At 56.7% G+C, this 24,364-nt stretch carries 19 protein-coding genes; 14 read left to right on the forward strand and 5 right to left on the reverse strand.

All coding sequences use genetic code 11. The features are described 5' to 3' along the window. Positions 1-154 precede the first annotated feature (154 nt). Together VKV18_RS12075 and manB are read right to left on the reverse strand one after the other, a co-directional pair. On the reverse strand, positions 155-1,033 hold the full coding sequence (locus tag VKV18_RS12075) for a sulfurtransferase (protein ID WP_324204455.1): 879 nt from the start codon (positions 1,031-1,033) through the stop codon (positions 155-157). A 17-nt stretch (positions 1,034-1,050) separates the two neighbouring features. After that, positions 1,051-2,460: a phosphomannomutase/phosphoglucomutase gene (manB, locus tag VKV18_RS12080; RefSeq protein WP_324204456.1), complete on the reverse strand. Its 1,410-nt coding sequence runs from the start codon at positions 2,458-2,460 to the stop codon at positions 1,051-1,053. 761 nt (positions 2,461-3,221) lie between these two features. On the opposite strand from manB, the gene VKV18_RS12085 reads away from it, so the two are divergent. After that, a complete protein-coding gene (locus tag VKV18_RS12085; protein WP_324204457.1) occupies positions 3,222-5,522 on the forward strand; it encodes a hypothetical protein in 2,301 nt (766 codons plus the stop codon). A gap of 234 nt (positions 5,523-5,756) precedes the next feature. Then, positions 5,757-8,051 (forward strand): hypothetical protein, encoded by a 2,295-nt coding sequence (locus VKV18_RS12090; RefSeq protein WP_324204458.1) that lies wholly within the window; start codon positions 5,757-5,759, stop codon positions 8,049-8,051. 69 nt (positions 8,052-8,120) lie between these two features. On the opposite strand, the gene VKV18_RS15855 is transcribed toward VKV18_RS12090, so the two are convergent. Both VKV18_RS15855 and VKV18_RS12100 read right to left on the reverse strand, forming a co-directional pair. Further along, positions 8,121-8,519, reverse strand: a complete 399-nt coding sequence (locus VKV18_RS15855; protein WP_345786414.1) for an acyltransferase — start codon at positions 8,517-8,519, stop codon at positions 8,121-8,123. A 145-nt stretch (positions 8,520-8,664) separates the two neighbouring features. Next, a complete protein-coding gene (locus VKV18_RS12100; protein WP_324204459.1) occupies positions 8,665-9,798 on the reverse strand; it encodes a glycosyltransferase in 1,134 nt (377 codons plus the stop codon). A gap of 346 nt (positions 9,799-10,144) precedes the next feature. On the opposite strand from VKV18_RS12100, the gene VKV18_RS12105 reads away from it, so the two are divergent. The 11 genes from VKV18_RS12105 to VKV18_RS12155 all read left to right on the forward strand — a co-directional run bounded on the left by VKV18_RS12105 (position 10,145) and on the right by VKV18_RS12155 (position 23,568). Beyond that, on the forward strand, positions 10,145-11,140 hold the full coding sequence (locus VKV18_RS12105) for a glycosyltransferase family 2 protein (RefSeq protein WP_324204460.1): 996 nt from the start codon (positions 10,145-10,147) through the stop codon (positions 11,138-11,140). A 158-nt stretch (positions 11,141-11,298) separates the two neighbouring features. Beyond that, a complete protein-coding gene (locus VKV18_RS12110) occupies positions 11,299-12,453 on the forward strand; it encodes a hypothetical protein (RefSeq protein WP_324204461.1) in 1,155 nt (384 codons plus the stop codon). A 1-nt stretch (position 12,454) separates the two neighbouring features. Beyond that, the gene (locus VKV18_RS12115) at positions 12,455-13,588 is read left to right on the forward strand and encodes a glycosyltransferase (protein WP_324204462.1); all 1,134 of its coding nucleotides are present in this window, start codon (positions 12,455-12,457) and stop codon (positions 13,586-13,588) included. Next, positions 13,581-14,777 (forward strand): acyltransferase, encoded by a 1,197-nt coding sequence (locus VKV18_RS12120; protein ID WP_324204463.1) that lies wholly within the window; start codon positions 13,581-13,583, stop codon positions 14,775-14,777. The genes VKV18_RS12115 and VKV18_RS12120 overlap by 8 nt, the downstream gene beginning before the upstream one ends. A gap of 24 nt (positions 14,778-14,801) precedes the next feature. Continuing rightward, complete coding sequence (locus VKV18_RS12125; RefSeq protein ID WP_324204464.1) at positions 14,802-15,917, forward strand: glycosyltransferase family 4 protein; 1,116 nt, start codon at positions 14,802-14,804, stop codon at positions 15,915-15,917. Positions 15,918-15,939: 22 nt separating this feature from the next. Beyond that, positions 15,940-17,460: a hypothetical protein gene (locus VKV18_RS12130; RefSeq protein ID WP_324204465.1), complete on the forward strand. Its 1,521-nt coding sequence runs from the start codon at positions 15,940-15,942 to the stop codon at positions 17,458-17,460. 86 nt (positions 17,461-17,546) lie between these two features. Continuing rightward, positions 17,547-17,834, forward strand: coding sequence for a DapH/DapD/GlmU-related protein (locus VKV18_RS12135; protein WP_324204466.1), 288 nt, complete (start codon positions 17,547-17,549; stop codon positions 17,832-17,834). A 9-nt stretch (positions 17,835-17,843) separates the two neighbouring features. Beyond that, positions 17,844-18,977: a glycosyltransferase family 4 protein gene (locus tag VKV18_RS12140; protein WP_324204467.1), complete on the forward strand. Its 1,134-nt coding sequence runs from the start codon at positions 17,844-17,846 to the stop codon at positions 18,975-18,977. Beyond that, entirely contained in the window at positions 18,974-20,059 is a 1,086-nt protein-coding gene (locus VKV18_RS12145) for a glycosyltransferase (protein ID WP_324204468.1), read from the forward strand. The genes VKV18_RS12140 and VKV18_RS12145 overlap by 4 nt, the downstream gene beginning before the upstream one ends. Before the next feature lie 1,215 nt (positions 20,060-21,274). Continuing rightward, a complete protein-coding gene (locus tag VKV18_RS12150; RefSeq protein ID WP_324204469.1) occupies positions 21,275-22,273 on the forward strand; it encodes a bifunctional ADP-heptose synthase in 999 nt (332 codons plus the stop codon). An 86-nt stretch (positions 22,274-22,359) separates the two neighbouring features. Beyond that, positions 22,360-23,568, forward strand: a complete 1,209-nt coding sequence (locus VKV18_RS12155; RefSeq protein WP_324204470.1) for a glycosyltransferase family 4 protein — start codon at positions 22,360-22,362, stop codon at positions 23,566-23,568. Here the strand turns inward: VKV18_RS12155 and VKV18_RS12160 are convergent. Next, positions 23,512-23,739: a hypothetical protein gene (locus VKV18_RS12160; RefSeq protein WP_324204471.1), complete on the reverse strand. Its 228-nt coding sequence runs from the start codon at positions 23,737-23,739 to the stop codon at positions 23,512-23,514. The two genes, VKV18_RS12155 and VKV18_RS12160, sit on opposite strands and share 57 nt — an antisense overlap. Positions 23,740-24,113: 374 nt before the next feature. On the opposite strand from VKV18_RS12160, the gene VKV18_RS12165 reads away from it, so the two are divergent. Further along, complete coding sequence (locus tag VKV18_RS12165; RefSeq protein ID WP_324204472.1) at positions 24,114-24,356, forward strand: CDGSH iron-sulfur domain-containing protein; 243 nt, start codon at positions 24,114-24,116, stop codon at positions 24,354-24,356. Positions 24,357-24,364 lie beyond the last annotated feature (8 nt).

Genomic DNA, 24,364 nt, shown 5'->3' on the forward strand with positions numbered 1-24,364 from the left:
TTATCTACTCCTAAATAAATTGAAGGTTTTGGTCGTATTCAACCGTCAGCCGCGAGAGGGCGGCAGCGCCGAGGAGAGGAAGGGAAACGGCTCCCTCCAGAGAGCCGAGGCGGAGTCTCCACTAAGAAGATACGCATGGCAGCCTGCGGCTGCTTCAAACCTCCACCGGCAGATCGGAACGCGCACTCCACTCGTTCCAGGAGCCATCGTAGTTCATCAAGTGGGTATAGCCCAACATGGAGAGCGTGAACAGCACGGTCGTTGCCGCCACACCGCCGTTGCAATAGGCCACCACAGGCCGATCGGGCTGAAGGCGCAGCTCCTCAATCAGCTTGCGCAACTCTTCGGTGGGGCGGTAACAGCCATCCGGCCCCACCAAATGCTCCCGCGGCAGCGAGAGGGCGCCCGGAATGCGTCCGGCTCGCGGGCCACGACGTATTCTGCCCTCATACTGCCCCTCATCGCGTGCATCTACAATCTGAACGGAGGTGCCCAGCAGCGCCTTTAGCTCCTCCGCCATTATGCGCCATTGGGGCTGTGGGTGGGGAACGAAGTTCGCCGCGGGGTAAGAGGGCCTCTCTATGGAGATCGCCCGTCCCTCCCTCACCCACTTGTTCCACCCTCCATTCAGCACGCGCACCCTCTCATGCCCACAGTAGCGCAAGACCCACCACAACCGCGTGGCAAATTGGGAGGCCGGATGGTCGTCGTAGGCGATGACCAGGTGCTCGTTGCCGATGCCGGCCTCCCCAAACACCTTGGCGAGCTTCTCGAAAGAGGCCACCTGCACCGGCACCGGATCGTCTTCGGCGACGATGTCCTTCGTCCAGTCTAGGTAGATGGCGCCGGGGATATGGCCACGCTCATACTCGTCGCGTGCCCCCAGATAGCGGGAGGTCTGCGTGCCATCCGGCTGCGTCTCCAGCGCCACCTTCCCCCGCATATCCACAACGCGCAGGCTATCGTCTCCCTTTGCTATCCGCTCGGCGAGCCATTCCGTCTCTACCAGATGTTGGTGACGCAGATCGTCCATCGTTGCTGCTCCTTCGCTTAGGCCTGTCCCCGAATGAGGGCCAAAACCTCATCACGTCGCCGCTCCATCTCCTGCTGGCTTTTGGCCTCCAGATTCAGGCGGATCACGGGGTCGTTGGCGGAGGGCCGCACGTTAAAGTGCCAATCGGGATACTCCACGGTAACGCCGTCGCGGAAATCGAGCTTGGCATCGGCATAGCGCTCTTTAATGCGCTCGAGCACGGCCTGCACATCGGGCACCGTGGAGTTGATCTCGCCGGAGATGTAGTACTCTCCCAGGCTCGCGATCAACCGGCTCATGGTGGTTCCGCTTTCGCTCAGCATCTGAAGCACGGCCAGCATGGGGATGAAACCGTTGTCGGCATAGAAGTGATCGCGGAAGTAGTAGTGACCGGAGACCTCCCCGCCGAACACGGCGTTGTGGGCCCGCATGGTGCGCTTGATGAAGGAGTGCCCCACGCGCTCGGAGACGGGCACACCCCCCATCTTTTTTACCCAGTCCGGCACCACCCAGGAGGCCCGAATATCGTAGACGATGGTGGCACCCGGAAAGCGCTGGAGGAAGTGGCGGGCTACCAGCGCCGTAATAAAGTCGCCCGGTATCGGTTTGCCCGTCTCATCCACAAAGAACACCCTATCGGCATCGCCATCCCATGCCACCCCCAGGTCGGCCCCTTGGCGTTTCACCTCCTCCGTCAAGGTCACAATGTTTTCCGGCTCGAAGGGGTTGGGGCCGTGGTTGGGGAAGTGGCCATCCGGCTCAAAAAACAGCTCCGTCACCGTAAGCTGAGGAATCCGTCGAAAAATCTCATGGGCCGGCAACCCGCCCACACCGTTGCCGGCATCGGCCACAATGCGCAGTGGACGTACCTTCTCCGGGTCAATAAACTGCATCAGGTGGTCTACATACTCGGGCAGAATATCCTGTTCCTCAATGCGCCCTTCGCGTTCTGCCTGCGGAAACTGCCCGGCCAGCACCCTATCCCGCAGCTCCTCCATGCCCGATCCCATCCCGATCACCTGTGCGCCGCCGCGCACCATCTTCATCCCGTTCAGCTCTTTGGGGCTATGCGAGGCCGTTATCTCCACGCCCGGCAGGTTGTATTTGCCCGACACATAGTAGATGGTGTCGGTGGTGCACCGCCCCAGCAGCACCACATCCACCCCTTGTTTGGCAAACCCTTCGGCCAAAGCTTGTGCCCACGCCGGCCCCGAAAGGCGCGCATCGTAGCCGATATAGACTTTAGGGGCGCCGAACAGGCAGGCCAGGCCGCGCCCAATCTGGGTTACCCCCTCCGTATCCAATGGGGCGAGAAAAGCCTTAGGGTCGCCCAACATCGCATAGAATTCGCTCTTTTCATCTACCAGTTCGGGAACAAGCGCCCGTATGTCGTAGTTCCGAAACACTCTCGGATCGACGGCGGCCATAATCTCTCCTTCCAAGTAAAAGCTTCTTCTTTTTGGCGTGCCTTATATGCTACCGCAGTTCAAACCATTTTACAACTATGTCTCCTCCTCTCGTCAAAAGCAGACACGCAGCATCTCTTCACGCCGTATTTTGTGACAAAGGTGCCCTTACATCTCAGCCCTACCCCTTCCCCTCAAGGCCGACGCCCTTCCCCTCAGCGCCCTTTCCCTCAGAACTGGTGGGAATGGAAACTTAAGATTTCTCGCCTTCGGCTCGAAATGACAGTTGTTTATCTCGTCTGCGACTCGAAAGGACAGGCGTATCCCCGGCTCTTCAAGCCCCCACCCCCACTCCCCTCCCCCCATTGGGGAGAGGGGCACCTCGCGGTGGGCAACTCAAGGCCGACGCCCTTCCCCTCAAGGCCGCTAGGGCTGAAACCCAAGATTTCTCGCCTCCGGCTCGAAATGACAGGCGCCTTCGGCTCGAAATGACAGTTGTTTATCTCGCCGGCTCTTCAAGTGCGTTGCTGTCCGCAAGGATGGAAAGGATGAGATAGGGGCGAAAAGATGGGCTTGCTCCACGAATGGCCTCTAGCACAGAGAGCCTATAACCCCTCAGCCCAAATTCCCGCACCCCTACTAGGCAGCTCATTCCCCACCGAATGGAAGAACCCCAGTGCAGAAAGAGGAGAACCAGCAGGTTAAAAGGTGCAGGACCTTGCAGTAACAACCGCTTCCCTCTTTCTGCTTTAAATAGCAACAACGAATTGGGGAAGCAAACGATGCTTTTGACATATCTCACCAAAACCAAACTGAACCGCCGCCCCCGTTCTCAACCCATCCGACAAGCATGGCGAAACGGCCTCGCCCTCTGCGCCGTCGTGGCCGGGTTGGGCGCGGCGACCCAACATAGCAAGGCGATTACTCTGCCGATAGAGGTCTTCGGAACCGCTTCAGGCGGTGCGAGTGTACGCTTCTTCGCCCCTCCCTCCTCCGATAACACCCCCATCACCACCCTGGTTATGCGGGTGCATGGTGTGGAGTACCCAGGAGAGGCCAGCGTGCGCGTCAACAACGGAACTTGGATTCCGCTCGATAACCAACATGTCACCATCCTCGGACCCGGCATTGCCGGCGATTTTGGCGGCATCGGCGGAAGCCCCATCTCCACCTTCGACCTCTCCATCCCGCTGCCCGCAGACGATATTCCCAAAGTAGGAGCGGTAAACCTCATCAGCTTCCGCTTCAATCAAACCAACGGCATCAACAGCGGGTGGAGGGTGTTAAACTTCAATTTCCGCCACGCCGATGGCAGCAACGTGCTGCCCGCCTCCATGTTCACGCAGGACGACCCCTCTACCTGGAAGCCACCGCTCAACGACCCCGCCGACATCGCTGCCGGCCAAGCGCTTTGGCAGAACGCCACGTTGAAACTGAATAGCCTTCCAGGCGCCCCCACCATCAAGGCGCACTGTGGAGACTGCCATGCCACCGACGGACGAGACCTCAAGTACTTCAACTACTCCAACTACTCCATCATCGTCCGCTGCATGTTCCATGGCCTCTCCTACCAACAAGGTGAGCAAATCGCAAGCTACATCCGCTCCCTCCCCGCCTCCTACGGCAGCAAGTACGCAAGACCCTGGAACCCACCCTATCAGCCAGGCCCAGGGTTAGATAGCCATGGCGCTCAGGAGTGGGCCGCAGGGGCCGGTATTGACGCCGTCCTCCCCAACGATGCGGCTATGCTGCCTTACCTGTTCCCCAACGGCATCAACGCACAGGCCACATCGGTTCATGGGTATTTGAACATGCGGGAACTGCCCATTGACATGCCCCTCCTCGACTGGAACCATTGGCTGCCCACCATGTCTCCCGTAGACTATACCGTCAACTTCTACGCCCCGGCCAACACCACCAGCCCGTTCGTTACCTCCTGGTCAGGACGTTACTTCCGCATCCTCAATAACCTCCAAAATAACTTCAACCACTACCTCAGCAAACCATTAGGAGGAACCCGACCCGATGGAGCCCCTCTCATGACCTCCGACTTTAAAACAGACCAAGATGCTTGGACTACAGGGAAGCTGACATGGTTACCGCAGTTGGCTTCGGATGTGACCACAGACCAACAGAAGGCGGAGGTCATCTACTCGTTGGCTCAGTGGCGCATGGTGCGGGCATGGGAAATCCAGCAACGGTTTGGGCTTGACACGATGGGGAAGGCGATATTCACCAACATCGGCTCCTCTTCTAACGACCGCATCGAGCCGTTGACCTGGTCGAATGCCTTCGCCTTCGACTTAGCTCCCAAAGCGTTGCACACGGAAGATGGCACCATTACGGACGCATCGGGGAACAAGATACTGAGCCAAGGTGTGCCTTTGGGCAACAGTTGGGCTGGGAACCAGTATCTGAACGACGATTGGTACTGGATGCAGTTGATCCTCAATCCTGGCAACGGCAAGGGCTATGGGAATGTACCCGTGGACTGGGGCTATATCCCCGATGTAACGGCACGTACCGGGCAGGTTACAGGACAGAGCCAATGGTTGCGCTTAGTTGCCCTGGTCATTAAGGGGAGCCAGGAGCGCGATAACGGGATAGGGTATGTAATGAACACTCGGTGGGACAGCAACGACCCCGGCTGGAACCCCTATCGAGTGGACTACCTGCAAAAGCTCTTCTATTGGCTGAATGTGGGGCAGGGTGAGGTGAGTTCTCAGGTGAAAGCCCAAGTGCTGGATGCGATGATACAGAGTTGGCTGACAAAGAACGAGGAGTACACGGTGTCACAGTGGTTTACTCCGTGGCAGACGCCTCAGGCGCAGCAGTGGGACCCTTCGATGAACCCCAATGCCCTTCCGGTATGGTACTCCAACACCTTTGAAGGGCAGGTCTATACCTGGCTTCAGAGCGCTCTCACCGCGGGTGTCTCTACCACAACGGTGGATTCGGTGGTGAACTGGCTGAACACCATGTGGCCTCGTGTGGATTGGCACACCGTGGCCTATAACCCGCAAGCGACGGGATACTATCATAATAATGTACCGCTGAAACCGGTGCAGATCACGGCTCAGTAGCACCCTACCAGGGAAGATAAACGGCAGGGGAGCTTACTGTCACGGTAAGCTCCCCTGTTTCTGTCCAGAGAATCAGGAGGCGATTCGCACCTCGTGCACCCGCAACAAGCCCTCCTCTGCCCTGGCGTGGAGCAAAGAGCGATTTTGGCAGTATACTTTACAAGGAACCGTTCTGGGCACAGCAGGGGTAAAGAGAACTGATCGCGATCGGTTCCCAGGAGGACCTATAAAGAGATGCGACCCATTCGGCATTCCCATATTCAACGGAATCCACTTGCCCTTATCGTATTTAGGCGGCTTCTGCCGCTGCTCCTGCTGCTCGTGGGGCTTGCCCTGCCCCTTTGGGTGCCGCAACGTGCGGCAGCGGATGTCCCCCCACTTACCATGCCGCTCGAGGTGATGGGGCCGGATGGTACCACGGTTCGCATCAAGCTGATGGCCGATTCCACCACCCTGCCCATCCTATCCCTGCGCGTTCATGGGCTAGAGGATGAACAAGAGGCTTCGATCCAAATCAACAACGGCGCCTGGATTCCTTTGGATAACGCGCACTGCACGATTGTGGGGCCGGGAATTTCGGGCAAGTTCGGGGGCATTGGAGGCAGCCCCATCACGCTGTTTGACCTCAAAGTGCCCTTTAACCGCGATTGGCTGCGAATCGGAGAGAACACCATCACCTTTCGGTTTAACCACAGCAACGGCATTAATTCGGGCTATCGCGTGCTGGGGGTGCACTTTGAGAACGGGCCTGTGCCCCAATACGTTTGGGACGACCCCGCGAAATGGAAGCCGCCTTTGGACGACCCGAAGGATATTGCCGAGGGGAAGGCACTTTGGCAGAGCGCCACCCTCGTCTTAAACGATCTGCCCAACGCCCCCACCATCAAGGCGCACTGCGGAGACTGCCATGCCACCGACGGACGAGACCTCAAATACTTCAACTACTCCAACACCTCCATCATCGTCCGCAGCATGTTCCATGGCCTCTCCTACCAACAGGGTGAGCAGATCGCAAGCTACATCCGCTCCCTCCCCGCCTCCTACGGCAGCAAGTACGCAAGACCCTGGAACCCACCCTATCAGCCAGGCCCAGGGTTAGATAGCCATGGCGCTCAGGAGTGGGCCGCAGGAGCCGGCATTGACGCCGTCCTCCCTAACGATGCGGCCATGCTGCCCTATCTCTTTCCCCCCTCTAAGGGAAGCGTCCCCACTTTGGCGGATATGCTCAAGGTGACCAACGTTCACGGTTATTTAAACATGCGGGAACTGCCCATTGACATGCCCCTCCTCGACTGGAACCATTGGCTGCCCACCATGTCTCCCGTAGACTATACCATCAACTTCTACGCCCCGGCCAACACCACCAGCCCGTTCGTTACCTCCTGGTCAGGACGTTACTTCCGCATCCTCAATAACCTCCAAAATAACTTCAACCGGTATCTAAGCAAGCCTTTGGGAGGTACCCGACCCGATGGAGCCCCTCTCATGACCTCCGACTTTAAAACAGACCAAGATGCTTGGACTACAGGGAAGCTGACATGGTTACCGCAGTTGGCTTCGGATGTGACCACAGACCAACAGAAGGCGGAGGTCATCTACTCATTGGCTCAGTGGCGCATGGTGCGGGCATGGGAAATCCAGCAACGGTTTGGGCTTGACACGATGGGGAAGGCGATATTCACCAACATCGGCTCCTCCTCCAACGACCGTATCGAGCCGTTGACCTGGTCGAATGCCTTCGCCTTCGATACCTCCTCTAAAGCTCTCCATATTGAAGATGGAGCTTTACGCGATGCCAACGGAAATAAGCTCTTGAGCCAACCGACACCTTTAGGAGGCAGTTGGGCAGGGAACCAATATCTGAACGATGCTTGGTACTGGATGCAACTCATCCTCAATCCGGGCAACGGCAAGGGCTATGGGAATGTACCCGTGGACTGGGGCTATATTCCGGCAGTCATTGCCGGCACCGGTCGAGTAACAGGAGAGAGCCAGTGGTTGCGAGTAGTCGCCCTGATAATTAAGGGCAGCCAGGAGCGCGATAACGGGATAGGGTATGTAATGAACACTCGGTGGGACAGCAACGACCCCGGATGGAACCCTTGGAGAGTGGATAGTATCTTCTTTGTAATGTATCTGCAGAACTGGGGCAAGACCACCCTAAGTCAGGCGCTCCAGAGCCAGATTGTGGATGCGATGATACAGAGTTGGCTGGCAAAGAACGAGGAGTACACGGTGTCGCAGTGGTTTACTCCGTGGCAGACGCCTCAGGCGCAGCATTGGGACCCTTCGATGAACCCCAATGCCCTTCCGGTATGGTACTCCAACACCTTTGAAGGGCAGGTCTATACTTGGCTCTCAGGGGCAAAGAAGGCCGGGGTTAGCGACCACACGCTTATTCGCGTGGTCAAATGGCTGCAGACGATGTGGCCACGGGTGGATTGGGCGGTGGTGGCGTTTCAACCCGAAAAGCTGGGCCACGATCATAGCCATGTCCCACTGATACCGGAAGAAGCTGCCTCACAATGACTTCCTTAGAAACATAGCTCTTCAAATAACAAGACAGGCTTGGAAGAGGGCGACGCGTCTCGCCACGTGTTAACAGAAAAGACGCCCATAGGAGATGGTGTAGTTGAGCGAGCGGCAGCGCTCCCCGATCTTGCGCGCGGGCACGCCGGCAACGATGGTGTAGGGAGCCACATCCCTTGTCACCACAGCGCCGGCGGCCACCACCGCCCCCTCCCCAATGGTCACCCCCGGTAAGATCAGTGCGCGGGTGCCGATAAAAGCATAGTCCTGAATAGATACCCTCCCCACTCTGCCGGCAAAAGTGGGGCTTTGCGGATCGTGATCGGCCGTGAGGATGCAGACCTCGGCGGAAATGGAAACGTTGTTGCCGATGTAGATACCCCCGCGGGTATCGAGGCGACAACGTTGGTTGACAACGCAGTGATCCCCCATAACAAAGTTGCCGCGCATATCAAACCAAGCGCCCATGAAGATGTAGCTGTCCTGTCCAATCTGAAATCGCATTACGCGGCGATAGAAGAGTAGGCGAACCCAATGGGAGGGAATGCAAGCAATGATATGATGGGTTATATGGAGAACGACTTCGGAGACAATATATCGCAGAGAGAGTTTCTTATTTGCTCCCTCCTCCGCCCACAATCGTCCAGAATCTGCGGCGCTGCTCCTCCAGCATAAACTGTGAGCGCGCCAATTGCTGTGCGTTCTCCACGATCTGCGGCGCACACTCGCCGGCCTCAAGCAGGCACCGTGCCACCGCTTCCGGCTCCAGACTCGTGGCAAGCACGGCCGCCTGATGCCGCGACAGCAGGCGCCCTGCAGCCGCCTCCGAGGGCCCGTGGTACAAAATGGGCAAGCCGCTGCCCAAATAGGTCACCAACTTTGTGGAGAGGCTGTAGCGCCAAAACATCTCATACTCCGGGCCGAAAGGAAGGGGCAGATAGAGCAGATCGGCCTCCTCCATATCCTTTTCCACTTCCCCCTCGGAGGCCCACGGCAAGGCACGCACCGGCAGCCCACGAAAAGAATCGGGAACGGCGCTGCCGCGTACGGTCAGCGAAACGGACAGTGTCGGATGCCTCTGCCGAATAAGGGCAAGCGCCTTGGCGAGCGCGGCAAACGTGGCCTCATAGCTAAGATGAATGGCGCCGGCAAAGTAGATGCGAAAGCTGTTTTTGGGTCTCTCGCGAAGGGGGTGAATGCGCTCCAAGCCATCCGTCACCACCGTCCAGGGGCGTTTGCCGTAGAGGGCATCTAGCCCATCGCCCATCTCCTCCGAGATCACCATCCGTGCATCGGCATTTTGCCAAACTTCCCCCAAGCATTTTTGCCAATACGCGAGTCGGAAATCTGAAGCGAGGTTATATTCAAGCCGATCATGCACGGTGAGAAACAGAGGCAGATGCCTCTCCCTTGCTACCCGATAAGACACCCAGAAATCGGGGCCGTGGGCGATGGCATGGATCCGATCAATGCCTTTCTCGAAACAGAGCACGGCCAGGCGCTTCTGTTGCTTTGCCTGATCACGCAGCAGATAGTCGAAGTAGGGACGCAGACGCGTCGCCTCGAGCCGCCCTAAAAGCGGCCTTGGAGGGAGATGCAGTTCAGGGACGAACGCGGTGGGTGGAGGAGGGTTCACCCCCAGACAGATGGAAAGAACAGGCTTAGGCGCATCTTTTAACAAGGCTCTTAAGATGCGAGAGCCTCCTCCCGGAGCACCCACCCCAAAAGCTTGTGTGCAGGCTAGCATGGCTTTATGGAACGCCCTTTCGTAACCGCAAAAGGCCTCTCTTTGCTCGGACAGAACACAGCTCTCCCTCCTGGTCGCACAACCTTGAGGACAAACCCGTTTTCGCCCGTCACGGAATAAGGTTATTGTGTATATTATAGGCTAAACTCGCGGTCAGGCGAAGCTTCCTCTCATGCAGACGCCTGTGAACTCCAGAATCGCTATCGGGCTTATAAGGCCTGGAGCTGCCGTCCCTCCACAAATCTCGCGTTCCTACCGAACCGCTTTCGGGCTATATACCAATCGGAGATAAAAATTTCCTGACAAACCGTCTATAATGTTAAAACAGTGAATTGGGAGACGGGCAATGCAACAACTGCCTACAGAACCTGGTCTGGTAAGCATCATCACCACGACGTACAATCGCACGCATTACCTAAAACAAGCTATCGAAAGCGCCCTAAAACAGACCTATCCTCACTTCGAAATGATCATCTCTGATGATGCCAGCACCGAGGATGTAGAAAGCGTTGTCGCCGGTTTCAAGGACTCACGCCTGAGATACCGACGCAATGAAACCAACTTAGGAATGTGCGCGAACATTCGTGCCGCGCTCATGGAGGCGCGTGGGGAGTTTTTTGCCTATCTGAACGATGACGATATGTGGGAACCGACATTTCTCGAAAAAGTTGTCGCCCCGATGATGCAAAACCCAGAAATTACCGTGAGTTTTTCTGATCATTACGTAATGGATGAAAATGGTACCATTGACTCTACTCTGACCGACACTCTGTTTCAACGATACGCCCGTAATGTGCTCCCACCCGGGCTTCATCAGCCCTTCTACCAACTTATGGTTCAATCTACTATCCCCTGTGCTCAGGCCAGCCTATTTCGCCGCAGCATCCTTCGAGAAAAAGGCATTCCCCTCGAAGTCGGCACCTGCTATGATCGCTGGACGGGCTATTTAGCCTGCCGCAAGGGCCAAGCGGCCTACTACACTCCGGAACGCCTCACAAGATATCGCGTTCATGGTCGTTCCTGCACTTCAGGTGCCGGTTCTGGCAGTTTGGAGCGCGCCTTGGAGTGGAATCACTCTTTTATCTACTACTACAACGCACTCCTTTCCGATTCTGACTTCCATTCGTATCGTGCAACGCTAAAGAGACAGCGAGCTATCTCTCTTAGGATACTGGCGAATACGTACTTAGCCTACGGTCAGGGAACGAGGGCAAGACAGTATCTTCTACGCGCTCTACAAGATCACCCAAATCCGAAGGGTGCCATGAGCCTAGTCATCAGCTTTATGCCGAGTCTCATGCAACAAAGAATCCTTCAAAAGCTTCGTGCATCAGGTGGCTAACTACGCGCATCATCTATCTCCTAGCCCCTGCCGTCCCAGAAAGAAAGAGGGTTGCCCTCCTGTAAATTCCGATCTGACCGAACGGAGATAAAGATTTCCCTGCAAACCGTCTATACTTAAAAAGAAGGATTCCATTCTTAGCGGAAAGGAGCCGCAGGTTGCAGGTCGCTTTGCCACCATCTCCAGCACAACGAACCGATCGCCCCACGGCGCCCCGGCGCTTGCCGGAGATCGATTGGTTTCGAGCGCTCGCCATCTGCTACATGGGTCTTACACATGGCGAATTCCACATGGACAACCCACCTTCATGGGCAGCTACGCTGGCGATGGGCGGCATCTATTTCTGCTATGTGGGCTTTCTTATGAGCTTCGGTATGGCTCAAGCAATTATCTGCCATCGAGGTCTGCTGCTACGCCCCGAAGGAAGGAAGCGCTTCTTGCGGCAAGCCGGTATGATCCTGCTGGGCTACTATCTCATCGCTTTCGGAGGCAACTTCATGATGCTAGCCCACCTGCCTCGAGGGCAGATCGGCTCCGTCGTCCTCCGCATGCTGCTATTGCTCAACGTGCCGAAGGCAGGCGATTTTTTTCTTTCGTTCCTGCTCTATCTTCTATGTGTTCTCCTGTTTCCGAAAATCGTCAACATCCTCGTTGCCAATCCGGTAGTTGCTCTGCTCGGCGCCTCAGGGATGAACCTTGTCGGCAACTTTCTAGCAAGGCACACTCCAACCGCCGTTTCAGGCTGGTGGAAGATGGTTTTTGGAGTGCAGCCCGATGCGCGCACCTTCCCTGTCTTCGGTTATGCGCCGCTGCTCGTGTTCAGCATTCTGCTGGGCTGGAGCTACATCCATGCGGAAAATCGTCAGCGTTGGGTGCGCACCGTCCTGCCTCTCGCTCTGCTGGTGGCTGTCGGGGGCAACCTTCTTCGCGTGGTTGCCGTGAAGGAGCCTTGGCGAAGTCTAGCCGCCCTCACACCGGTTCCCGGCCTGCTTTACCTGCTCAGTGCCGGCGCCCTGGGCACCGCTGTCTTCTGCGGAATGAGCCTTCTGCGACAACGTCTTCCCACCCTTGATACGGCCCTACTAGGACGTTTCCTCAATTTTGTGGGGCGGCATTCTTTCTGGATTATCGTGTGGCAGTACCTATGGATAGGATTTCTGGTGGATGCCCTCAACCTTTCGATAACGACGCAGACGGCTACCGTGTTCTACCTGCTCGCAATCGTGTTTTTACCTCCGCTTTCGCTCTTCCTCGCCCAGAGGCTGGAGGCCTGGTACCAAAACACCGCGCCAACGCCGGTGAGGAGGCCTTAGGATGCGTCTAGGGATCATCGCTCCGGCTCTGCCCCCGCAACGCGACGGCATCGGGGATTATATCGTCAACCTGGTGCAGGTGCTGAAGGCGCAGCACAGCATCGCGGTCTTTATTCCCCAGGAGCGCACCTTCCACCCCATTCCCGGGGTCGAAATCGCCACCCCTTTCTCCTACTCTCATCCCAAAAGCGTTCTCAACCTCGCGAAGGTGGCGGCGGACTATAAGCTCGATTGGTTGCTGCTTCAGTACAATCCCTTCAGCTATGGGCGATGGGGCTTCAACCCCTGGCTGCCCTATGCCATGCGGGCTGTAAAGCGGCAGGGCATCCATTTCGCCGTGATGTTTCATGAAACCTTTGTGCCGGTTCTCCACTGGAAGTTCGCCATTATGACCACCTGGCAACGGCTTCAGGCAAGGGAGCTTTGGCGTGCCTCCGAGCGCTGCTTCATCTCGATAGAGGCCTGGTGGCATGAGCAGCTCGCCCGATGGCGCGGGGGCCCGCGCCCCCTTCACCTGCCGGTCGGTTCCAACGTTCCCTACCTGGGCATTCCGCCCGATCAGGCGCGCACCAGGCTTTCTATCCCATCGGATACACTGGTGCTTGGCTACTTCGGAACGGTTCACGGGGCCCTTTTGATGAATCGCTTCCATGACGCGCTGAAACGACTTCAGAGCCGCTCGATCCCCTCTCTGTTTCTCTATATCGGCCCCAACAACCAAGAGATGTGCGCCCTTTTCGACAACCTGCCGATCATTGCCGAGGGTCATTGCCCTCCTGAGGAAGCCTCGCTGCGCCTTTCGGCCATTGACATCTATCTTGCCCCCTTCGTGGATGGGGTTTCCACCCGACGCAGCAGCTACATCACGGCGTTAGCCCATCGGCTTCCTTCGGTGGGAACCATCGGAGTGCATACCGACTCTCTTTGGCCGCCGGCCAACGGCAAGGCGTTTTTGCTTTCTCCTGTAGAGGACGAAGAGGCGTTTCTCGATGCCGTTACGCAGCTCGCCCTCCACCCCGAACGGCGAACGGCCGTTGGGTTGGAGGCCCGGACGTTCTATGAGGCCCACTTTCGTTGGGAGCAGATCGGAGCGCAGCTTATAAGCCATTTAGCCCAAGAGGTAGGCAATGAATGACGATTTAGAACTCCTTACGACCAAAAGCCAATCGAAGACACTCGGCCCCTATTATACGCTCGACGCGTGGCGCGAGGTCGCTAGCCTATGGGTTATGGGCTTTCACCTGTCCGCCGTTATCTTGTCCTTCTACCGTGCTCTGAGCGATAGCCTCTTCTACCGTCTTATGCAGCAGGGCTATCTAGGGGTACAACTGTTCTTTGTCATTAGCGGATACTGCATTATAAATGCTGCGGCGACTAATCTGCACCGTGACCGAAAGCCCTTGAAATACTTGAAGGCCCGAATCCGGCGTATCTTTCCAACCTATTGGGCCGCTTTAATTCTGGCGCTTATTGTGACCTCAGCGGCCCTCGTTTTAGACCCGCACGGACGGACGGCACAGAATTTACAGCAACAGCATCTTCTTCGTGCGCCTAAAGCTCCACAGGAGATGTTACTGCTTTTAGGCTACAATTTTACGCTTACTGCTGTCCTGTTCCACCAGATTCCCTTTATCCTGCCGGCATGGACACTCTGTTACGAGGTTGCCTTCTATCTCATTGTCGGTGCCACTTTGTGGTGGGTGGTGCAATACCGGAAAGATGAAGAGACCCTGTTACGAATTCTTCACGGGCTTACCCTGCTCTGCCTCCTCTACCTGCTAGCCTTCTCTCACTATGTCTATCCGCTGAACCTGTGGCCACAGTTCGGTTTGGGCATCCTCGTTTACGATTGGCTACGCTTTCCATCCCACCGCCCCCGTTTCATGCTGTTTTTGACCGGCCTAGGCATCCTCGGTTTGAGTCTTTTCAAACCGCACCTCTCACTAGGCTTTGTCTTTGCGAGAACGCTATTCCCCCAATTTCTCATCAGTTGGTTGTTCGCACTCCTTCTGATCTCGTTGCATCGTTTTGACAGCCATACCACAACGATGATGTTCCTACGGCCGCTTTTCAAAATCGGTGTTTTCTCCTACAGTCTTTACATAACGCACACGATCTTTCAGGGAATTAGCCATCATTTCATGCAAAAACTCCATCTGTCTGCCGAGTTCCATCCTCTTCTTTTTCTTACAGGCAGCGCCATAGAGATCGGGTTCGCCTATCTCTTTTACCTAGTCTTCGAGCATCCCTTTATAAGCACACGAAGACAGAAGATGGTAAAAGCGATGCAACATGTGTCAGCAGAACCTGCGACAACAACATAAGAAGCCTATACCGGAGACTAATCCGTGCGCATACTCATCGTCATGCCTCTAGCAGAACAGCGTGGTGGAGCGGAACTGCTCCTTGTAGACCTTCTGCGTGCAGGGTTGAACCTGGCGCAATGGGAAGCGATCTTCCTGCAACCGGAAGGCCCCCTCATCCTACAGCTTGAGAGCCTGGGTGTGCCGACCTGCGCCACAGCTGCCGGGCGTATACGACAGCCCTACCAATACTTAAAAACCCTCCGTTTTCTTGTAAAACAGATACGGCGTGTTCGCCCCGATTGCGTGTTCAGCTGGATGAGTAAAGCCCATCTTTACGCTGGCCCGGCCGCTTGGCTCACGCATACTCCGGCGCTGTGGTACCAGCACGGCATTCCCGCTTTAAACAACACCTGGGATCGCGCCATCGCTCGCATCCCCGCAAAAGGGATAGTGGCAACCTCGCAAAAAGCGGCGGATGAACAGACAAAACTGCGACCCCACCGCCCCATGCTCGTTGTGCCTCCTGGCACCGACCTTCAACGCTTTGACCCTCTCGCTTTGGAGCCAGCTTCCATTTTACGGGAACAACTCGGGCTTCCCACCACAGGAGCGCTGATCGGCATGGTGGGGAGGCTGCAACGCTGGAAAGGGATGCACACGCTGATCGAGGCCATGCCGCTTATACTTCAGGCCTTCCCCGACGCTCACTGCGTGATCGTGGGTGGGGAGCACGCTTTGGAACCGGACTACCCCGCCTACCTGCAGCAGCGCATAGGGGCTTTGGGGCTGCAAAGCCGCGTGATTCTTGCGGGTTTTCAGAAAAATGTGGAACAATGGATTCAAGCGTGTGATGTGTTTGTGCACGCCTCCGACAACGAGCCGTTCGGCATCGTGGTTATCGAGGCGATGGCGTTAGGGAAGCCGGTGGTGGCCGGGGCCGAGGGGGGGCCGCGGGAGATCATCACCGAGGGCGTGGATGGCCTATTCGCGCCCTATGGGCAGCCGGAAGCGCTTGCCCAAGCCGTGCTGCGCTACCTGCAGAACCCGGAGTTTGCGCGCCAGATGGGAGAGGCCGCCCGCCGAAGGGCGCAAGAGTTTTCCATTCAGCGCTACGCCCAGCGCTTCGTGAAGGCCGTGCAGACCCTGCTGAGCGGATAGAGAGTGGGAGGGAGAGACCCAATTGACGATACGCACAACCGATAGTGACCTGTTTTCAGAGAACTACGTCCTTCGCCTTCCCGGCGCCGGGGGTGGTGAGCGGAAAGTATCCCTGTTGGAGATACTCATTCCTTCTATCCTTCTCCTCGGCGCCATGCCCTTTGTCATCAACTCGATGCTGGGCCTACGCTGCCTTATGGCGGGAGCGTTTTTCATCCTTTTCTTCTCCCTCCGCCGCTCTTCAGCATTCCCGATACTTGCCCTCATTTACCTCTCTATTTTAGGGGGCGTGCGACGCAACCTTATCCCCATTATGGGAGAGTTCCATGTAGACCCCTTGCTTGTGGTGATACCACTTACCGTTGGCCTCATCTGGTTTGGAAAACTCCTGCGGCTTCAAATCCCCCTCGATAACCCGATCGCTAAGGTGCGTGCGGTACTGTTAGGCCTTATGCTCACCATTGGCCTCCTCAACCCAAGCCAAGGCGGCGTGACGGTGGCTTTAGGCGGCGCCATGTTTCTCGTGATTCCGGTGCTCTGGTCTTTTGTCGGCCGCGACCTCGGAGATCGCAAAACGTTGCGAACGCTCTATACGATAGCCCTCATCATTGCGGCCTGCGGGGCACTCTACGGTACCTACCAAACCCTCTACGGCTTCACAAAAGGGGAGCGAATGTGGCTGGCGAGTGATCCGAACTATACCTCTATTAACACCGGAGGAGCGATTCGTCCGATGTCGTTCTTTACCTCTGCAGGCGAATATCCCTCCTTTCTGGCCCTCTGTTGTGTTCTCACAGTGGCTTTCCTCTTATCGGGCAGATGGTGGGTGCTGCCGTTTCCTCTCCTTCTGCTGGCCGGCATGTTTTATAGTGGCGTTCGGGCCCCTATCGTTTTCTCTCTCATGGGCGTCATTGTGTTATGGAGCGTTCGAGGGCGCTCGATGCAAGCCTGGGTTCCGCGCCTTGCCTTGGCCGCCCTCATCGGCGGGGCCGGACTGATCTACGGGGTCAAAAGCGCGCAAAACCTCGCATTAAGTCCCAGCCAGGAATCCCTTGTTCAGCATCAAGTGGAAGGCCTCTCCAATCCTGCTGACCCAACCCAATCAACAGCAAAGATCCATATCCAGTCGGCTTTCTATGGAGTAACCTCCAGTCTGCAACACCCGCTCGGGCTTGGTTTAGGAACGGTGACCCTGGCAGGCTACCAATTCGGTCAAGCAGCCACCAATATGGAGATAGACTGGTCCAACATGTTCCTCGCACTCGGGCCCCTTGGAGGCATCATCTATCTGCTCTTCATCGCGACAACGCTGTGGTGTGCTTTCAAAGTCTGGCATTATTCTCGCTCTTTTGCAACCCTGGCGATTCTGGGTGTGCTTATCACCTCTCTCAACGCTTGGCTCAACGGCGATAACTACGCGGTTGCTATGCTGGTGTGGTTCAGCATCGGCGCGCTGGAGCGAGAGTATGTACAGCTCTTCGGCGCTAAAAGGTTGCAGCCGATCCATAGAGGCTCCGCTTCAACGGCGGCACCGGTTCAATAGCATGTGGTATCGTTGATGACAGATCAACAGTCATAAACATCGCAATTGCCCTGCATCGCATCCGTAAAAACGACGGCCACGCACGCGTGAACTACGAGATCGTTCGCGGTGCCCTTCGGCACGACCATAAGGTCGCTTTGGCGGCATCTACCTGGATCGGTTCGCCTCACTACATCGAGATCGGGGACGATGTGCTGATCGGAGCTGGAGCCAAGATCATCGCCAAACCGGACTGCGGGCTACGCATCGGCAATGGCGCCCAAATTGGGGCCAACGCCGTGGTGACGAAGGATGTGGCGGACGGAGAAACGGTGGTAGGTGTGCCGGCGCGGCCTATTAAAGCGCCGTCCGCCCAGAACGAGTCGGCATTTTAGAGGGAAGCTATGCATATTGCCCTTGCCCTACATCGCATCCGTAAAAACGACGGCCACGGACGCGTAAACTACGAGGTCGTTCGCGGTGCCCTTCGGCACGGCCATAAGGTCACTTTGCTGGCCGCGGAGGTTGCCCCAGAGCTTTTGGAGCACCCAAACGTTACCTGGCTGAGACATCCCTGGCCGAAAAGGTACTCTACGCTGGTCGCCAATATGGTTTTTGCATTGGCTGCTACACGAACGCTTCGGAAACGTCGCAATGCATTCGACATCATCAAGCTAAACGGGTTCACCAGTTTTTACCCCGCCGATGTGAATGCTGTTCATTTTATACATAATCAGCGGCTACCCTCTCAAAGCTATCTGGCCAATGAACGCAATATTCCTTTTTATCATGCTGTTTATCGCAAACTCTATAACCACCTTAGTGCTCGTCTAGAACGGGATGCATTTCAAAAGTCAAAAGTGCTGGTCGCCGTCTCTAAACAGGTGCAAGAAGACTTATGGAAATATCTAAAGATACCACCGCAAAAGATAAGAAAGATCACTAACGGAGTAGATATTGCGGAGTTTTACCCTGGCGAGGAAAGCCGATCCCAGTTAGGTTTGCCAGAAGACATACCTATAGGTCTCTTTGCAGGAGATATCCGCACCTATCGTAAAAATCTGGATACGGTGCTAGCCGCCCTGGCGCAGGTTCCCCAACTGCATCTGGCCGTGGCGGGCGACACGCATAACAGCCCCTTTCCCGCGCTCGCCGAGAAGCTGGGGGTGGCCGAACGGGTGCACTTTCTCGGTTTTCGACGCGACATTCCAAAGCTGATGCGCGCCGCAGACCTCTTCGTCTTTCCCTCTCGCTACGAAGCCTGCTCGCTCGCCCTGCTGGAAGCCATGGCCTCCGGCCTGCCCATCGTTACCGCCCAGACGGCCGGCGGCTGTGAGCTGATCACCCCCGAAAGCGGGGTCGTTCTGCCCGACCCCAACGACGTGTCGGCCCTGGCCGAAACGCTCTGCTCCCTTCTCGCCGAACCGGAACGCCTTAAGGCCATGGGGCGCGCCGGGCGCGCCATCGCCGAACGCCACTCCTGGGAGATAATGGCTGACCAATACACCGCCCTTTTCGAGGAGCTGCACCCCTCATGAGACGCCTGCTTTGCATCGCCACCGCCGGCGGGGGACAGGATGCCATCCGCATGCGGCGCCTTACAGAAGGCCTTGCCGCGGAGTGCACCTATCACGATGTAGACCGTAAACTGCCGCGCCGCGCTGCCATGAAGCAGGTGCATCGCCTGCTCCGCTCGGCTCCCTGGGACATGGTCTACTTGGAGGGAACGGGCATCGCCGGAGGTTTGCCTCTCATTTGGGAGGCGAGGCGCCGTGGGCTACGCTACCTTGTTTCGTCCGGTGACCCGGTAGGCGGTTTTTTTCTGGTGACTCAAGGTCGCCTCTACGGCTGGGTTTTTGGAATTTACGAAAAACTCCTCTATCGCCACTGTGTGGGCTTTATCGGTTGGACGCCTTACCTCACCGGCGTCGCCCTGCACTTGGGAGCGCCTAGAGGAATCACCATCGAGGGGGCGGTAGACCTTAGTCTGTTCACCGTGCCTACCGCCCAACAGCGTGAGGAGGCGAAACGCGCCCTCGATATTCCGCAGCAGCACCTGGTGTGTGGCGTGGTGGGCAGCCTCAATTGGACGGAGCGCCAACGCTACTGCTACGGGCTGGAACTTATAGAAACCCTCAAGCTTTTGCAACGTGACGATGTAACCATGCTGATTGTGGGGGATGGGAGCGGGCTGGAGCGACTGAAGGCAGCCGTGCCGGCTCCCCTGCGAGAACGCGCCCGATTTACCGGGCGGCTTCCTCGAGAGAGAGTACCTTGCGCCCTTCACGCCATGGACGTCGGGTTCATCACGCAAACGTTGGACAGACTCGGCAGTTTCCGGCTCACCACCAAGCTACCAGAATACCTGGCTTCTGGGGTGGCCGTGGTCATGAGCCCCATTCCGGGCTATTACGACTATGTGGCGCCGGCAGGCTGGCCGCTTCCCCCCTATCACCCGGCCGATCCGGAACTTCACCGTCGTTGCGCCTTGTGGCTCGATGCCCTCACGTGGGAGGAGGTGCGTGAGCGTGCGGCCAACGCACGCCCCATCGCTCTACGGTTTGACTATCGAACCGCAAACGCGCGGTTTCGTAACTTCGTGGAGGAGCTTCTCTCTTAGTTTTTTTGCTTCATTCGTCGGTTCTAGAGGCAGTCAGCAAAGCAAGCCGACCCTGTTCGCCCCCTATCCCGCCCTTTCCCCCGATTCGGGAGGTGCTAGCGCACGGCGATGCAGCGGCCAGAGAGATAGGCGATTGTCGGCCTTGAAGAACCGATGATAAGACTGGCCTTTCGAGCCGAAGACGAGATGAACAACTGTCATTTCGAGCCGATACCACACCTGTCATTTCGAGCCGAAGGCGAGAAATCTTAAGTTTCCATTCTTACCAGTTCTGAGGGCGAGGGTGTGTGCCTTGAGGGGCAGGGGATGGGGCTGTAGCAACTGCCAATTCTGTGGCTCTAGAGGTAGTTTACAAAACAAGCCGACTTTGTTCGCCCCCTATCCTCTCCTTTTCCCCGATTCGGGAGGTGCTAGCGCACGGCGATGCAGCGGCCAGGGAGATAGGCGATTAAGGGAACGACACAGGCCGCAAAGGCGCCGTCCGCGAGGACGCCCACCGCGAGGTGCCCCTCTCCCAAATTGGGGGAGGGGAAGGGCGCCCTACCCCAGAAAATCTTTCGATTTTCTGGGGCCCCCTGTATCGGCCTTGAGGGGCGGGGGGGGTGGGGACTTGAAGAACTGGTGATACGACCGTCGTTTCGAGCCGAAGGCAAGATCAACAACAGTCCTTTCGTGCCGCAGGCGAGATGAACACATGTCATTTCGAGCCGATACCACAACTGTCATTTCGAGCCGAAGGCGAGATGAACACATGTCATTTCGAGCCGAAGGCGAGAAATCTTGAGTTTCCATTCCCACCGGTTCTGAGCGGAAGGGAGTGGGGCTGCAGAATGGCCACTTCAAAGCCCCCCTCTCATCCCCCCGCATGCGGGGGAAGCTTGCCCTCCCTCCCCCTGTAGGGGGAGGGGAAGGGCGCCCTGCCCCAGAAAATCTTGCGATTTTCTGGGGATCCCTTGTCGGCCTTGAGGGTTGGGGAGAGGCTTGAAGAGCCAGCGATACGACTGTCCTTTCGAGCCGAAGGCGAGATAAACAACTGTCATTTCGAGCCGATGCCACAACTGTCATTTCGAGCCGAAGGCGAGAAATCTTGAGTTTCAATCCCCACCGGTTCTGAGGGGAAGGGCGCCGTCCGCCAGGACGCTTACCGCCAGATGCTCCTCTCTCAAAACGACAGGAAAGTATATCCGCCCCCCTAAAATAAGGTATTTTTATACCGTGTTAGGAGAGAACCTGCTTTCAAAAGAGCGCTACGAATACCTTGTTCATAACTTTGCCTCCCAAGCCGTCCTGGTCGTAGGCGACATTATGGCCGACGAGTATCTACGGGGCATCGTCCGCAGAATATCCCCAGAAAGCCCGGTGATGATCGTCGAGGTGCAGAACGAGGAGCTGAAACCCGGTGGCGCGGCTAATGTGGCCCATAACCTATGCGCACTCGGTGCCAAGGTCTTTTTGGCCGGTTTCGTGGGCGAGGACGAGATCGGTCGCAATCTCTGTTCCATCATTGAACAGATCGGCATCCGTACGCACGCTGTCTTCTGCGATCCGTCCCGTCCCACAACGCGCAAAACCCGTATCATTGCGCAGCATCAACAGGTTTTAAGAGTGGATCGCGAACGTACCCATGAGGCACCAGCTTATCTCCAAATGAAGTTGGTGCAGGGGGTGCAAGAGGCTCTTCATAACGTAGATGCCGTGATCATCTCCGATTATCGCAAGGGAACTTTGACGAAAGAGACGGTGGCGACCCTCATTGCACGGGCACAACAGAAGGCGATTCCGGTGATCACAAACCCAAAGCCTGCGTCGGCAACATGGTTTTGCGGGGCAACGGTTCTTTCTCTGAATCAGTCGGAAGCCGAAGAGCTTGCAGGGCCTATGCCCTCTCACGGGAAAGCGTTTGTGGAGTATGGGGCCGCTTTACGAGAACGCCTCCAGGTGGAAATGCTGGTTACCACCCTCGGCCCTCGAGGCCTCGCCTATTGGTGCCAAGATGGGGAACATCGCCATGTTCCGGCACACCCCATTGAGGTCTACGACGTTGCCGGTGCAGGCGACACCACTATCAGTGCGTTGGCTCTGGCCCTCCTTAGCAAGGCAACTCCTCTCGAGGCGGCCTGTATCGCAAACCACGCCGGGGCCTGCGCGGTGCGCAAGGTGGGCGTGGCCACCGTCTCGCCAGAAGAGCTTCTGGCAGACTGGAACCAAGTTTGAGTTTCTCCCAACTTCGGATAGCGTAGGCAGCGTTCTCAGAGAGAAAGGTATCGCTTCTAAGCAGCAACATTTCACCGGAACAGGGCATGACCTCTTTATCAACGAAGCCGTTGCGCATTCTCCAAATCGGTATGGGGTGGTTCCCGGAACAGCCGGGCGGACTCGATCGCGTCTATTATGAAGTCTGCAACCGTCTTCAAAACCTTCCTGAGGTTGCCCTTCATGGATTGGTTGCCGGTTCTCCGCTCGTAGCCGAACAGAGCCGAGGAGCGATTCGCGCCTTCGCCTCCGCCAACACCGCCTTACCCCAAAGGCTTTGGGCGGCCCGCAAAGCCATTCGCGAAACGCTCCGAACGTTTCAGCCCAATCTCATCGCCGCGCACTTTGCCCTCTATACGTTCCCTGCACTCGATGCGTTAAGAGGAAAACCTCTTGTCTTTCACTTTCACGGCCCATGGGCGATGGAAGGATCGGCGGAGAAAGAGCGGGATATGGCTACACGCCTAAAAAAGAGCTTGGAAAAACGAGTCTATCAAAAGGCGCAACATTTTATTGTGCTCTCGAAAGCGTTCCAGGAGGTGCTTGCGCAAGAGTATAGCATTCCTAGAGACCGCATACATATTGTGCCAGGAGGCATTGAGGTAGAACGTTATGCCGATCTTCCCAGAGATAAACAAGCAGCACGCCGTCAACTCGGCTGGCCTCTGGAACGTCCCGTTGCGCTCGTTGTCAGACGACTGCGACGCCGTATGGGGCTAGAACTGCTTTTGCACTCCCTTGCTCGATTGAAGGAATCGTTTCCTGAGTTTTTGGTGCTCATTGCAGGCAAAGGGCCGCTCTCCCCAGTGTTGGAAACCCTCATTCAACAGCTAGGCCTCCAAAATCAGGTGCGTCTGATAGGTTTTCTGCCCGATGAACAGCTTCCAATAGCCTACTGCGCCGCGGATTTTACCATTGTGCCCACCGTAGCCTTAGAAGGCTTCGGGTTAATTACCATCGAATCGCTGGCCGCAGGCACCCCGGCACTCGTGACTCCCATTGGCGGCCTGCCAGAGGTTATCCGCCCCTTCCGACCGGAGTGGGTTACCGAAGCGGCCACCGAGGAGGCGCTTACCGAACGACTTCGCGCCGTGCTATCCGGGCAGATTCCCTACCCTCCCGCATTAGAGTGCCAAGAGTATGTGAGGCAGAATTTTGACTGGTCAATTATCTTACCAAAGATCGTTCAGGTCTATACGTTAGCGATGAACGAGCACCGTTCCGCTGCCCAACCCACAACAGGGAAGCCGACCTAGAGCCGTTTTCTTTTGCGATAGAGGGCCTTGAAGCCCACCGAAGGCGAGCGCAAGCGCAGGGTTGCCCATTTTGATGAGGCACCATACGGTGAAATATTCCAACAAGGCGATGTCGTGAAACTCGGCGTTGGGGCAAAGCCACCGATTTTCTGGGTCCCCGGCGTCGGCCATAAGGACTGTCTTTCACCTCGAAGCGAATCAGATCGGCACCCATGTCATTTCCACTGAAGGCGAGAGGGTTGGCCTTGAAGAGCCGGAGAGATAGACAACTGTCATTTCGAGCTGAAGGTGAGTGAACACGTGTCATTTCGAGCCGAAGGTGAGTGAACACGTGTCATTTCGAGCTGAAGGTGAGGTGAACACATGTCATTTCGAGCCGAAGGCGAGAAATCTTGAGTTTCAACCCCCACAGGGAGAATCGTCCCAACGAATCAACCCGCGTGCCTGCCCTATCTCTACCGGCCTATTCCGGCAGGGTTTGAACAACGGCCCATGCAGTATCGCGCTTTTTGCGCCGCACACGGTAAAATAGAGCAGACATCTTTATGGAGGTACAAACCGAAATGCCTGAGCCTGAACCGGTGAAAGTGACCGTTTTTGATGATGGCCCCATCGAAATTCAAGGCCCCGTTACCGTCTACAACGAGTTCGGTAAGGTGATCGCCACCTACGACTCCGAAGAGACTCTCTACCTCTGCCGCTGTGGTCACTCCAACGATAAACCCTTCTGCGATGGCAGCCACGACGACACCGGCTTCTGCCACAAAGTGCGCCCCAAAGAAGACTAGTTCCGTCT

The organism is Chthonomonas sp., assembly GCF_035294505.1.
Lineage (GTDB): Bacteria > Armatimonadota > Chthonomonadetes > Chthonomonadales > Chthonomonadaceae > Chthonomonas.